The organism is Pseudarthrobacter sp. Y6 (genome assembly GCF_050156205.1).
Taxonomy (GTDB): domain Bacteria; phylum Actinomycetota; class Actinomycetes; order Actinomycetales; family Micrococcaceae; genus Arthrobacter.
The window spans coordinates 900,277-912,870 of record NZ_CP189574.1 but is presented as its reverse complement, the minus strand read 5'-3'; the positions used below and the strand labels follow the sequence as shown (position 1 = coordinate 912,870).

15 protein-coding genes and 1 tRNA gene are annotated in these 12,594 nt (G+C 64.0%); 10 read left to right on the top strand and 6 right to left on the bottom strand.

Annotation, left to right across the window (positions count from 1 at the left end; all coding sequences use genetic code 11):
• Positions 1-3: 3 nt before the first annotated feature.
• Positions 4-1,194, bottom strand: coding sequence for a trans-sulfuration enzyme family protein (locus tag ACQCSW_RS04495; protein ID WP_426989692.1), 1,191 nt, complete (start codon positions 1,192-1,194; stop codon positions 4-6).
• Between the two features lie 53 nt (positions 1,195-1,247).
• Between ACQCSW_RS04495 and tmk the strand changes: the two genes are divergently transcribed.
• The 4 genes from tmk to ACQCSW_RS04475 all read left to right on the top strand — a co-directional run bounded on the left by tmk (position 1,248) and on the right by ACQCSW_RS04475 (position 4,799).
• Entirely contained in the window at positions 1,248-1,904 is a 657-nt protein-coding gene (tmk, locus tag ACQCSW_RS04490) for a dTMP kinase (protein ID WP_426989691.1), read from the top strand.
• Positions 1,901-3,043 carry a DNA polymerase III subunit delta' gene (locus ACQCSW_RS04485; RefSeq protein ID WP_426989690.1) on the top strand — a complete coding sequence of 381 codons (1,143 nt, stop codon included), beginning with the start codon at positions 1,901-1,903 and terminating at the stop codon, positions 3,041-3,043. Before tmk ends, ACQCSW_RS04485 begins: the two co-directional genes overlap by 4 nt.
• 21 nt (positions 3,044-3,064) lie before the next feature.
• The gene (locus ACQCSW_RS04480) at positions 3,065-4,630 is read left to right on the top strand and encodes an alpha/beta hydrolase (RefSeq protein ID WP_426989688.1); all 1,566 of its coding nucleotides are present in this window, start codon (positions 3,065-3,067) and stop codon (positions 4,628-4,630) included.
• Between the two features lie 96 nt (positions 4,631-4,726).
• A tRNA-Thr gene (locus ACQCSW_RS04475) sits at positions 4,727-4,799 on the top strand.
• A gap of 189 nt (positions 4,800-4,988) precedes the next feature.
• Here ACQCSW_RS04475 and ACQCSW_RS04470 read toward each other — a convergent pair.
• Positions 4,989-5,192, bottom strand: coding sequence for a helix-turn-helix domain-containing protein (locus ACQCSW_RS04470; protein ID WP_426989687.1), 204 nt, complete (start codon positions 5,190-5,192; stop codon positions 4,989-4,991).
• Positions 5,193-5,329: 137 nt separating this feature from the next.
• Here ACQCSW_RS04470 and ACQCSW_RS04465 point away from each other — a divergent pair, with 137 nt between their 5' ends.
• Positions 5,330-5,473 (top strand): hypothetical protein, encoded by a 144-nt coding sequence (locus ACQCSW_RS04465; protein WP_426989686.1) that lies wholly within the window; start codon positions 5,330-5,332, stop codon positions 5,471-5,473.
• On the opposite strand, the gene ACQCSW_RS04460 is transcribed toward ACQCSW_RS04465, so the two are convergent.
• Positions 5,450-5,725, bottom strand: coding sequence for a helix-turn-helix domain-containing protein (locus ACQCSW_RS04460; RefSeq protein ID WP_426989685.1), 276 nt, complete (start codon positions 5,723-5,725; stop codon positions 5,450-5,452). The two genes, ACQCSW_RS04465 and ACQCSW_RS04460, sit on opposite strands and share 24 nt — an antisense overlap.
• Positions 5,726-6,035: 310 nt before the next feature.
• Between ACQCSW_RS04460 and ACQCSW_RS04455 the strand changes: the two genes are divergently transcribed.
• The 5 genes from ACQCSW_RS04455 (at position 6,036) to ACQCSW_RS04435 (ending at position 9,779) form a co-directional block, all read left to right on the top strand.
• Entirely contained in the window at positions 6,036-6,320 is a 285-nt protein-coding gene (locus tag ACQCSW_RS04455; RefSeq protein ID WP_426989684.1) for a hypothetical protein, read from the top strand.
• Positions 6,317-7,102 carry a M23 family metallopeptidase gene (locus tag ACQCSW_RS04450; RefSeq protein ID WP_426989683.1) on the top strand — a complete coding sequence of 262 codons (786 nt, stop codon included), beginning with the start codon at positions 6,317-6,319 and terminating at the stop codon, positions 7,100-7,102. The genes ACQCSW_RS04455 and ACQCSW_RS04450 overlap by 4 nt, the downstream gene beginning before the upstream one ends.
• Positions 7,099-7,305 carry a hypothetical protein gene (locus ACQCSW_RS04445; RefSeq protein ID WP_426989682.1) on the top strand — a complete coding sequence of 69 codons (207 nt, stop codon included), beginning with the start codon at positions 7,099-7,101 and terminating at the stop codon, positions 7,303-7,305. The genes ACQCSW_RS04450 and ACQCSW_RS04445 overlap by 4 nt, the downstream gene beginning before the upstream one ends.
• Positions 7,306-7,314: 9 nt before the next feature.
• Positions 7,315-7,977 (top strand): hypothetical protein, encoded by a 663-nt coding sequence (locus tag ACQCSW_RS04440; protein WP_426989681.1) that lies wholly within the window; start codon positions 7,315-7,317, stop codon positions 7,975-7,977.
• Between the two features lie 851 nt (positions 7,978-8,828).
• Entirely contained in the window at positions 8,829-9,779 is a 951-nt protein-coding gene (locus ACQCSW_RS04435; RefSeq protein WP_426989680.1) for a ferritin-like domain-containing protein, read from the top strand.
• A gap of 358 nt (positions 9,780-10,137) precedes the next feature.
• Here ACQCSW_RS04435 and ACQCSW_RS04430 read toward each other — a convergent pair whose 3' ends face one another.
• From ACQCSW_RS04430 to ACQCSW_RS04420, 3 genes are all read right to left on the bottom strand, one after another.
• A complete protein-coding gene (locus tag ACQCSW_RS04430) occupies positions 10,138-10,545 on the bottom strand; it encodes a hypothetical protein (protein ID WP_426989678.1) in 408 nt (135 codons plus the stop codon).
• 64 nt (positions 10,546-10,609) lie between these two features.
• On the bottom strand, positions 10,610-11,653 hold the full coding sequence (gene dmpG / locus ACQCSW_RS04425) for a 4-hydroxy-2-oxovalerate aldolase (RefSeq protein ID WP_426989677.1): 1,044 nt from the start codon (positions 11,651-11,653) through the stop codon (positions 10,610-10,612).
• Positions 11,654-11,655: 2 nt separating this feature from the next.
• Positions 11,656-12,594, bottom strand: a complete 939-nt coding sequence (locus ACQCSW_RS04420) for an acetaldehyde dehydrogenase (acetylating) (RefSeq protein ID WP_426989676.1) — start codon at positions 12,592-12,594, stop codon at positions 11,656-11,658.

Genomic DNA, 12,594 nt, shown 5'->3' with positions numbered 1-12,594 from the left:
AGCCTAGCGGCCCAGCAGGTCGAGCGCCTGCTTCAAATCGGCCCAGAGGTCCTCAATATTCTCAATGCCGACGCTCAGGCGCACGAGGTTGTCCGGGACGCTCTGCGGCTCAGCGGTGTGGCGGCGGCGCCGTTCGATCAGCGATTCCACCCCGCCCAGGGACGTCGCCGGGAGCCAGAGCTGCAGCGCGCGGACCAGTTTGTCCGCGGCGTCCGCGCCGCTCAGGCCGGCAACCGGCGCGACCTGCACGCACACAATCGAACCGAAACCCGTCATCTGGGTCTTGGCCCGTTCGTGGCCGGGGTCCGTGGGCAGGCCCGGGAACCGGATACTTTCGATCAGGGGGTGCGTGCTCAGGCGTTCAGCCAGGACCGCGGCGGATGCCTGCGACCGTTCCACACGCAGGGCAAGGGTCCGGAGCCCGCGCAGTGCCAGCCATGCCTCGAACGGCCCTGCAATGCCGCCGTGGATGATCCGGTGGTGCAGCAGCGCTGCCCGGATGTCGGGGTTGGAGGTTACCAAAGCGCCGAGGACGACGTCGGAATGCCCTGCCAGATATTTGGTCACCGAGTGAAGGACGACGTCGGAACCCATGCTCAGCGGCTGCTGGACCAACGGAGTGGAGAACGTATTGTCCGTCACCACAATGGCGCCCACCTGGTGGGCCGCCGCCGTGAGTTCGCGGATATCGGCGATGCCCAGCATCGGGTTGGTGGGGCTCTCCAGCCACAGCATCCTGGCCGCTTTGGCGCCCGGTCCCTGCGGCGTCAGCTGTGCTTTGACTGCGTCAGCGTCCGCTATGTCCACAGTCCGCAGTTCCAGGAAGCCCTTCTGCGCCAGCTCCGTGGCCATCACCAGCGAACCCGCGTAGCTGTGCGACGGCATCACCAGGACGCCGCCGGCGGGCAGCAGGGACAGTGCCGAACTGACGGCTGCGAGTCCGGACGCGTAAAGCAGGCCGGGCAGTTCAGATCCTTCAAGCTGGCCCAGTGCCTCCTCAAAGGGATCCCAGGTGGGGTTGGAATAGCGGCCGTAGCCCCGGTCCCCGTCACCCAGCGCTCCCGTGCCGAAGTACGTCGAGGACAGCACGATGGGCAGGTTGACGGGCTCGTCCCGTTCACGCGGCGGCCGGCCGGCGGCAACCACCACGGTTTCGGCCGACAGGGATGCTGCGTACTGTTCCGAGAGACTCATGGAGAAAGCGTACTTGGACGTGCGGCGGCGTCCGAAGTCGGTAGTCTTGAGCAGTGACCACCAACAGCCCTGGACTTTTCATCGCCTTCGAGGGCGGCGACGGCGCCGGCAAGTCCACCCAGGCGGCCCGGCTTGCCGAGACCCTGGAAACACGTGGCCTGACGGTCCTGCGGACGCGCGAACCCGGGGGGACGCCCATTGGCGAAAAACTCCGTTCCCTGGTCCTGGACCACGGCCATGGCCACATCGACGCCCACACCGAGGCGCTCATCTTTGCCGCCTCCCGCGCAGCCCATGCCAGCCAGGTCATCCGCCCGGCGCTGGAACGCGGCGAGGTTGTCCTGACGGACCGCTACATTGATTCCTCCGTGGCTTATCAGGGGGCTGGCCGCGAGCTGGGTGCAGACGCCGTGCGTACCCTCAACGAATGGGCCACCTCGGGGCTTCAGCCCGATATCACCGTGTTGTTGGACGTGAATCCCGCTGCCGGCCGCCTCCGCCGCACAGCCGGCGACGCCGCCGAAGACCGCCTTGAGTCAGAGGCCGATGATTTCCATTCAACAATCCGCGGGGCGTTCCTCGAACTGGCCGCCGGCCGGCCGGATACGTATCTGGTCCTGCCGGCGGACCTGCCCGTCAACGAACTGGCCGCGCGGATCCTCACCCGGGTGGATGCCCTGCTCGCGGCTGCAGGCCGGGGCGCCGCATGACTGTCTGGGACGACCTTCAGGGCCAGCCCGCCGTCGTCGAACAGCTCCGCCAGGCGACGCTGGGCGAGGGACTGACCCATGCCTGGCTGTTCACGGGCCCGCCCGGTTCCGGGCGCTCCAACGCCGCGAAGGCCTTTGCGGCCGCCCTCAACTGCGACCAGGACGACGTGGCCAGGCGCGGCTGCGGCGAGTGTCCCGCCTGCCTGACCATCCTCGGCGAGACCCATTCGGATGTAACGTTCGTCAGGACCGAGAAGGTCACCATCACCATCGATGAAGCCCGTGACCTGGTATCCAAGGCGGGCAACCGGCCGTCGTCCGGGCGCTGGCGGATCATTGTGGTGGAAGACGCCGACCGCATGGCCGAGCGGACCACCAATGTGCTGCTGAAGGCCATCGAGGAACCCACGCCGCGGACCATCTGGATGCTTTGTGCGCCGTCGCCCGCTGACGTCCTGGTGACCATCCGTTCGCGCTGCCGCGCCGTGGCCCTGCGGCTGCCGCCGGCCGCCGACGTCGCCGCTTTACTGGTCAAACGCGACGGGGTGGACCCGATGCTCGCCGAACGCGCGGCCCGCGCGGCCCAAAGCCATGTGGGGATCGCCCGCCGGCTGGCGCGGGACCCTGAGGCGAGGGAACGCCGGCTGGAAACGGTGAGGTTCCCGCTGGGTCTGCGCGGCGTGACCGCGGCGGTGATGATGGCGGACAAGCTGGTGAAGATCGCCACCGCGGAAGCCAACAGTTCCAATGAAGAGCGCGACGCCGCCGAGAAGGCTGCGCTGCTGGCCACCCTGGGTGCCCCGGAGTCAGGGACGCTCCCGCCGACCATGCGCAGCCAGGTCAGGCAGCTTGAAGACGACCAGAAACGACGGGCCAAGCGATCCATCACGGACTCCCTGGACCGGACGCTGACGGACCTCCTCTCGTTCTACCGGGATGTGCTGATCATCCAGCTCGGGAACGCCGTGGAGCTGGTAAACGTTGAGCTCAGGGGTGAGCTGGAGGAATTCGCCGCCCGGTCTGCCCCGGAGACCACCCTCGCCCGCATGGACGCCGTCAACAAAGCCCGCCAACGAATTACCACCACCAACGTTGCTCCGCTGTTGACCATTGAGTCCATGGCAGCCAGCCTGATCTAGCAATTTCTAGGAGACCGCTCGATGACTGCACGCCCCCTGCCCGCACGCTCCCGATCCTTGGTGATTGGGCTGCGGGCTGCCGGCGCCCTGATCCTGGCCCTGACGCTGGCCTCGTGCAGCCTCTTTGGCGGGGACACCCGGGACGCGGCCCCCGCCACGGCGAAGGCAGACCCGTCCATCGTGGCGTCCGCGCCCGCTGGATTGGATGCCTTCTACGGCCAGGAGGTCGTGTGGGAGCCTTGCGAAAACGGCTTCCAGTGCGCCAAGGTCACCGTGCCCATCGACTACGCGAAGCCGGACGGCGACACGATCCAGATAGCTGCGCTGCGGGCTCCCAGCACGGGCAAGAAAACCGGCAGCCTGCTGGTCAACCCGGGCGGTCCGGGCGGGTCCGGCTACGACTTCGTCAAGGACGCGGCCGGAACGCACTTCTCGCAGTCTGTCCGGGCCAACTACGACCTGGTGGGCTTTGATCCGCGGGGCGTCAAGCGCTCCGCCCCCGTGACCTGCATGACGGATGCGGAGCGGGACGCCTCACGGGCAAAGGTGTATGCCTTGGATACCGACGCCGGGCTTGCCGCCGCGTTGGCCGACAACAAGGCCATCGGCGCACAGTGCGCTGCACAGACCGGTCCGGTACTGGGCCACGTCGACACGGTCAGTGCGGCCAAGGACCTGGACATCCTGCGGGCCGTGGTCAACGACTCGAAGCTCAATTACCTGGGGTACTCCTACGGCACTTTCCTTGGTTCCACCTACGCCTCACTGTTCCCGGACAATGTGGGCCGTATGGTCCTTGATGGCGCCTTGGATCCGTCCATCAGCAACGAGGAGCTGACCAGCGGCCAGGCCGTGGCCTTCGAAAAAGCCATCAGGGCCTATGTGGCCAGTTGCCAGCAGGAATCCTCGTGTCCGCTCAGCGGGAACGTGGACAGCGGGGTCCAGCAGATCCGCGACATCATCAATGCCGTACAGGCGACTCCCCGCCTGGCCAAGGACGGCCGCCTGGTGAACGCCACGATGTTTGTCAGTGGCCTTATCACTCCTTTGTATAACGACCAGAGCTGGCCGGCCCTGACCCAGGCACTGGAGGCCGCCACGACGGGCGATGTGAGCCTGATGCTCCGCCTGGCGGACCTCGGCGCGGACCGCGGCGCCGACGGGAAGTACACATCCAACTCCACCTTCGCCTTCTCCGCCGTCAATTGCCTGGACTACCCCATGGTTTCCGACACTGCTGCGATGCGCGCGGAACAGCAACGGCTCATGCAGGCCTCCCCCACCCTGGGCTACTTCTTCGCCTACGGCGGCACCAACTGCTTGGACTGGCCGTACAAAAACATACGCACCCCGGCCCCGGTGGAATACACCGGCGAAGCCCCGATCGTGGTTGTCGGAACCACCGGCGACCCTGCCACCCCCGTGGAATGGGCCGCATCCCTGCGCAAACAGCTGGGCAACGCCTCCCTTCTGACCTGGCAGGGAGAGGGCCACACCGCTTACGGCCGGGCCAACAGCTGCCTCGAAGACGCCGTGGACAAGTACCTTGTGGATGGAACGGTTCCCGCCGACAACACCGTCTGCTGAGGTGTTTGGGACGCCCATTTTGACCCGGGCGCAGGGACTCTATTACAGTTGACTCTTGCATGAACCGCCCGGTTACGCCGGGAGAATTTGTGCGGTGCTTCCTTAGCTCAGTCGGTAGAGCGTTTCACTCGTAATGAAAAGGTCATCAGTTCGATTCTGATAGGAAGCTCGGGATAAACCCCCTAGAAACTACGGTTTTTAGGGGGTTTTTCGCTGGCTTAGAAGTGCTCCACTGTACCCGTAGCTGTACCCCATCTACATAATCACGCATAGCTTGGACTGAGCGTGCATAGTTCCCGAGAGCCAAAAGGCCCCCAATCCTCGCACTGAGGATTGGGGGTCTTTTTTGCGTCTCGGATTAGCTCGATCCGTTCCTAACGGCTGCGACGGCACGGGCTGCCGAGTGAAGCATCTTGCCCAGGTCCTCGCCGAGTGCATTGCAGATATCCTCGATGTCGTTGGCTGTCAGCGGCGACTCGTCCCGGAGCCTCTTCGAGATATAACTTTGCGACTGCGCAATCCTCTCGGCAAGCTGCGCGCCACTGACTCGCTGCCTAGTCATAGACCATCGAATGGCGGCGGAAATCGCACGCGCAAAGTCGCCGGACACCGGCTGTTTACCACTAGCAGGGTTTCGAATACGTCAGGGGTTGGGGAAAGCGGTTTGAGAACGTCATGGGTCTTGCAAGGGAGACGCCGATGAGCGTCCTGTGCGCGGCATGGGCGGCTGATGCCGACGATGTCACGGCCTGCACCCGCGGCGAGCGCCCCATGAGCATCCGCGAGGCCGGTGCGCTGGCTGAGATTCACGGCTTGCGGCTAGAGGACATTCTTTCCGTCTAGCCGGCGCTGGGCGCGGGTTGCCAGTTCGATCATGGACATCCCGAGAGCCTGGGCGATGTCGGCGAACACTGGAAGCGGGATGTCGCGTGCGCCGGACAGGTAGCGGTGGAGCGTGCTGCTGACAATGCCCGTTGCCCTGGACAGGTCCGACTGCTTCCAGTCGCGCGCCGCCATCTCAGCCTTGATCTGCACTGCCATTGCTGACTGGATGTCCGTTCCGTAGTTTCCCATAGCGGTAACTATATGTGCCATTTGGGCAGTTAAAAAGCCGCATTGGGAAATCTTGCGTCGGGCCGATCGTGTTTGGTGGCTGGGCTGATGGTGGCGAGGTTTATGACTGTCGGGATCATGGATGCGGCTGCGGGTTCGTGTATGAGTATGAGCCCAGCGATGCGATGGGTATTCCGCGCAAAACTTCCCTGATACAGCTTGTGGCAACGTCGGAAGAGCAGGTCGATAACGTATATCGGCCACTTCAAGCGATGGTTCGGTCTGGAAGACGGGCGAGCAGTTCGTCCGGCTTCCTGAGAACGGCAAGATTGAGGCGGTTACGTCCTCGGCTATGTCGCGTCTTGGTAACCCGATCAACTGTGCGAATTTTGACGAGTCGGGCATCTACACGGTTCAGAACAAGATGGTGCGTGTTGCTCAGACGATGCGCCGCGGTCTGGCTGGTATGGGTGGCCGTTCGATTGAGTGGACTAACCCCTGGGATCCTGCCGAGAATTCGACGGCGCAGCAGACCAGCGAATCCAAGTCGCTCGACATCTACCGCTTCTATCGCAAGCCGCTCACCTACACGGACGGCGGCCAATGCCGGACAACACTACCTATTGGAGCGCCATGATTCGGCCAGTTGATATAGCCCCGTCGCAGCTCTACGGGCAAAACCCCACGTCGGTCCTATATCCGGGGCACCCTGACTATTGGATCATCGAGCAGTTCGGGAACTACCAGCCGGACGGGCATACCGGCGAGGACTACCCCTGCAAATCGGGCACGCCGGTCCGCGCTGTCACGTCGGGCACTGTCCTGCATGTCGGCAAACTCTCGGGCTCCTACGCGGATAACCCGTGGTGGATCTCCCCAGGTTTCGCCGGCTACTGCTACGTCGTCGATCACGGGTCATTCATCGGGATCTACGGCCACTGCATGGACGGCGGCGCCCGCGTCACTAAGGGCCAGCGCGTGGCTGAGGGGCAAGTCCTTGGGCTATCCGGGAACACTGGCGCATCCACTGGTGATCACCTGCACTTCGAGGTACTCCCAGACGGCTACGTCCTGAACTCATACATGTATGGCCGCATCAACCCGGCGAACCTTTTTGGGCTGGCATCACAGTCCGCCGAAATTACCCCTATCCCATCATCGGAGGATGACGACATGGCGTGGAGCTTTGAAGACAAACTGTTTTTGCAGAACGAGTTGGAGCGGCGTCGTTTGGCGTCGATCGCTGAGACGAAGACGGCACTGGCTGAGGCTGTCTTTGACTTGAAGGTATTCTTCCAGGCGGACAACGAGAACCGGCACGTCGCCACACGCGACACGCTGGATCAGAAGCTCGCGGAAGTGCAGGCCGAACTTGTGGCCAAACTCGGCGAGCTCGACACGGAAGAGGTTGCCAAGTGAACATCCGCGACCCGAAGGTTCGCGCCTATATCTATGGCATCGTCTTGGCCGCGATCCCCCTGCTTCAGTTCTTCCGGCTTGTTCCGGGCGAGGCTGTCCCACTGATTGTGAACGTCGTAACAGCGGTTCTCGGTGTCGGCGCTGCGGGACTCGCACTGCCGAACACGCCAACCACTCAGACTGACGGCAAGCACGAACTGTAGGAGGTTGCGTTGACGCTCTCGTGGATTTCGGTGGATTCGAACAATGGGAGCGTCATCGCTGACCTGCCGACGCTCCGGGTTGACGGAGCGCTGAAGGCTACGTTGATGCGGTACGAATCGCAGACGGCCACGCTCCCAATGGATCAGGCGCCGCCAAACTGGCGCGTTGCCACCCGCAAGGGCGCAATATTCCTTGTGGCACTGGACGAGTCCGAGGCCCCGCTGTGGGGCGGCATGGTGATCCGCCGCAACCGGAAGGTTGGCGAAGGCGCTGCCATGTCGCTCGTCACCGCCGAGGGTTACCTCGATCGGGTCTACGTCGGGGATGAGACATTCACCGCCGAGCCGCAGAACCTTATCGTCAAAACGCTCGTGGAGAAGTACGCCAAAACAGGTTCCCTTCGCGGCCTGCCTATCCGGGTGGAAGTCGTGGGCAGCAATGGAGTGGCGCGGGACCGTGCCTACAAGGACTCTGAGGACAAGACGCTTTACTCGATCCTCACTGACATCTCCGGCGTGATTGGCGGGCCAGAGTGGACTATCGGCTGGGAGTGGGTAGACGAGCGCACTCTAGCTAGGCCTCGTGTTCTACGTCGGCGATCGTATCGGCTCCCCCGCCCCTGCTGGCCTGAATCCGGCGGCGCAGTTCTACCTCCCCGGCGCCGTCGCTGATGCGGAACTCGCGGAAGGGTACGGCGCGGATGAGGGCGCCAATAACGTCATGGCCGTATCGACCGGAACCCGGCAATTTGCGAGAAGATCGAGGAGAACGACACCCAAGAAGAGTTTAGAGTCCTCGCGGAGCAACTTCCCAGGACCCAGGAAGAACACACGCAGGGTACTCGCTGCCGGTTCCCAAAGGAATCCCAGCACGTAATGGACGAGGAAGACCACTACTATCGAGGCCACGCTGGCAATCACAATGGATCCGCAGGCTCTCGCTGCCCGGATCATGCCCCAGGGCGGAACCGCGGCCTCGGATGCCGCGATCCCTGATGCCGGCCTGGCGGACCGCCTGGACAAACCTCCGCGGCCTCCTCGGAGCCGGGGCCCGGGTCAGTGTTACCGACATGCATGAACCGGACGCTATGCACGGTAGCTCTCGCCGCTGGCCCGGTTCCCCTGCAGGGTCGGCGGAGCCGACATCACGGCCCGCCCTTGGCGGGCCTTGGAAGAGGACTGCGCCGACGTCATCAATCTCTCGGCCCGCGGCGGACATCGCCAGATCCGGGGCGGACGCCTGGACCGGGCCCTTTGAGCATCCTGTTTGCCCCGGCCGGTGGGCATCCTCGGAGCCGGACACCCCGGCCTACCGGGCGTTTGCGGGCAGACTTCCGCAAAGGGTATGAAAAGGTTTCCCGGCAACCCATCCGTGACATGGATGACAACGAACCATCAGTGTCATCATCATGGGCACGCCCATACGTAGCAGTTTTGCGCTGCGTCTTCCGGCTGGGGAGCCGTCGGGGGTACCCTCCGGATTGTCATGGTCTCAAAAACGCACTCATGACAGGAGCACACCAATGTTCGACCAAAAATTCATCACCGATGCTATGAGCCGCAGCGCGGAAGACCCCATGGACCGGCGCATCCTGTTCCGGGCTGCCGGTATCGCAGGGATCGGCGGCGCCGCGGCCCTAATCGCCAGCTCACCGGCCTACGCGTCCAAGGACTCAGAAGACTCAGGCAACTCCGGTAAGGGGCCCAGTGATGGGGCCATTCTTAATTTCGCACTCAACCTGGAATACCTGGAAGCGGAGTTCTATCTTCGTGCGGTCACGGGCCGCGGCCTGAGTGACGGGCTCACGGATGGCAAAGGCCGTAAAGGCGGCGTTACCGGCGGCGCGAAGGTCCCGTTCAAGGCAGGCAGCCTGATCGAAAAATACGCCAAGGAAATTGCCGCGGACGAGGAATCCCACGTCAAATTCCTCCGCACCGCTCTCGGAAAAGCCGCTGTTTCCCGGCCGCAAATTGACCTGGAAGCGAGCTTCACCGCCGCCGCAATGGCGGCGGGCCTGATCAACGCAGGCCAGACGTTCAACCCCTTCACCGACGAGACCAGCTTCCTTCTCGGCGCGTTCATCTTCGAAGACGTCGGCGTCACGGCATACAAGGGAGCCGCCCCACTGATTGATAACAAAACCTATCTCGAAGCCGCGGCCGGCATCCTCGCCGTCGAGGCCTACCACGCCGGTATTATCCGCACCACGCTTTATGCCCTCGATCTCCAGATGCCCGCCCAGGCCATCTCTGATGCCCGGGACAGCCTCGACGGATCCACGGACCTCGACCAGGGTATCGGCACCAAAGCGACCGCCAACCTCGTCCCGACCGACGCCAACGGCGTTGCCTTCAGCCGAAGCCCCGGACAGGTCCTGAACATCGCCTACCTCACCTCCAAGGCGGCAAAAGAAGGCGGGTTCTTCCCCAAGGGCGTCAACGGCGATATCAACCGAAGCGCCGCCAACTCCTGACACTCCGCCCACAAGAGAAGAGGATGGACCAGGGCAGGCGGGCACCCGGGGGTGCCCGCCTGCCCTGGTCGGGGCAGAACGGCCCCTGCGTCGGCGGGTTCCTCACCGGGCTGATCCGCTTCTCGCTGGGCATGCGGGGCTTGGCTGATTCAGACATTGACGGAACGGCACGAAGTCGCGGCCTTACCAGTAGTACGAGTCGTGGTCCGGGGACTCAGCACTCCTATTTATTGGCAACCAGCCCCCGCCAGCACGGATACTGTCCGAGCCACCATCACCGAAGGACTTTGAGTCCTCCCGCATCTGGTGATCGTACGACCTCACCCACGACTCAGCGGGTCAGGCCGTTCTTCCCCTCTCAGAACCGACTGCTGCTCAGTCCCTGATCTTTCAACCGGCTGCTGTCGTCGCCGGTAACGCGGTTCTCGATCTCGCGGCCGAGTCCTTCCATGCGGGCAAAGAGTGCCTTCTCGGCACGTTCGTACCGCTGTTCCAGGGACCCCCGCTCGGAGTCTTTGAACCCACCCTCTGCCAGGAGCTTGGCCTCGTGCATCTCCTTGGCAGCCTTCACGAACTCGGGATCCTCGAAGTGGGAGTCACCGGCGCCGTTGACGGTAGCGGTGGTCTCCTCTCGCAGCTGGTCAATGTCGGGACCGTTGATCCCGTCCTTGCCGATAAGGAACAGGCGTTCTTGAAGGTCAGGTACTGCTCCGGTATGGACTGTACGTACAAAGGCTTGCCTGTCCCCGCATCCGGGGTCTGACAAGCCGCGGATCTGCGCCTTTCCTTTCGGAGAAAAGCAGACCCGCGGCTTCTGCGGCCATGAGGGGTCAGGCGACCCGGGCGCCCGAGGCCAACTGCACTGCGACGTCGATGATCATGTCTTCCTGTCCCCCGACGTAGCCGGCTTTGCCGATTTCTTCGAGGATCTGCCAGGCGGGTACGCCGTAGCGCTCGGCGGCGCGTTCGGCGTGGATGAGGAAGGAGGAGTAGACGCCGGCGTAGCCCTGCATGATGGAGGCGCGGTCCATGATGGGCATGCGGGTGATGATGGGTTTGACGATGTCTTCGGCCGCTGCCATCACCCCGTGAACGTCGACCCCGGTGTGGATGCCCAAGCGTTCGAAGGCGGCGGCGAGGACTTCGGTGGGTGAGTTGCCGGCGCCGGCGCCGAGGGCCAGCAGGGTGCCGTCAATCTGTTTGGCACCGGCGCGTGCGGCGTAGACGGAGTTCGCGACGCCGAAGCTGAGGTTCTGGTGGCCGTGGAAGCCCACCTGCGCGTCGTCACCGAGTTCGGCGACCAACGCGGTTACCCGGTCCGAGACGTCGTCCAGGATGAGGGCGCCGGCGGAGTCCACGACGTAGACGCACTGGCAGCCGGCGTCGGCCATGATCCGTGCCTGCTTGGCAAGGTTTTCCGGGGTGGTGCGGTGCGAGAGCATGAGGAATCCGACGGTTTCCATGCCGAGCTTGCGGGCGTGCTGGAAGTGCTGGATGGAGACGTCGGCCTCGGTGCAGTGGGTGGCGATGCGGGCCACCCGCGCTCCGGCCTCGTGTGCCTGGTTGAGGTCGTGGATGGTGCCCAGGCCGGGGAGCATGAGGACGGCGATTTTGGCGTTTGTGGCTTCGTTGACGGCGGCGCGGACGAGGTCCAGTTCCGGGGTCAGGGAGAAGCCGTAGTTGAAGGAGGAGCCGCCGAGCCCGTCGCCGTGGGTGACTTCGATGACTTCCACTTTGGCGTCGTCCAGGGCGCGGACGACACTGCGGACGTGGTCTTCGGTGAATTTGTGGCTCATGGCGTGGGAGCCGTCGCGCAGCGTGGTGTCGGTCAGCCGGACACTAAGGTTCTTGTCCGTGGCGGGTGCGGGGGTCATGTTCATGCTCCTACGGGGGTTGAAGAGACGGCGGCGTCCATGCGTTCGGCCAGCAGGTCTGCGGTCCGGGTCGCGGCGGCCGTGATGATGTCGAGGTTGCCGGCGTATTCGGGCAGGTAGTCTGCGGCGCCCTTGACCTGGACCCAGACGCCCACTCGGCCGTTGCCGTCCCAGTCTTCGCGAGCGGAGTCGAACTGCGGCTCAACGCGCAGCGAGTACCCGGGGACGTAGTCCTGGATCTTGGCCACGGCCTCGTCGATGGCTACCCGGATCTTGTCTTGGAGTTCGCCGGGCTCGGCGGCTTCCGCCGGAATTGCGGCGTAGATCGTGTTGCGCATGATCATGGGCGGTTCCACCGGGTTGATGATGATGATGGCTTTGCCGCGCTTGGCGCCGCCGACGACCTCGAGGGCCTGGGCGGTGGTTTCGGTGAACTCGTCCACGTTTGCCCTGGTTCCCGGGCCTGCGGACTTGGAGGCGATGGAGGCAACAATTTCCGCGTAGTCCACGGGCACCACTGAGGAGACTGCGGCGACGATGGGGGTGGTTGCCTGGCCGGCGCAGGTGATCATGTTGACGTTCAGGACATCGGTCAGCGAATCCAGGTTCACTACCGGGCAGAGATACGGCCCGACGGCGGCGGGGGTCAGGTCGATCGCGTGGATGCCGGCAGCCTTGTACTTGGGCGCATTGGCCTCGTGGGCCTTGGCGGAGGTGCATTCGAAGACGAAGTCCGGGAGTTCGTCCTGGGCCAGCAGCCAGTCCACGCCCTCGGCGGAGGTGGTGACGCCCAGCCGGGCGGCACGTGCCAGCCCGTCAGAGGCGGGGTCGACGCCGATCATGTACTTGACTTCAAGGTTCTTGCTGCGCCGCATGATTTTGAACATCAGGTCGGTGCCGATGTTGCCCGAGCCGACAATTGCGGCTGTTTTCTTTGCCAT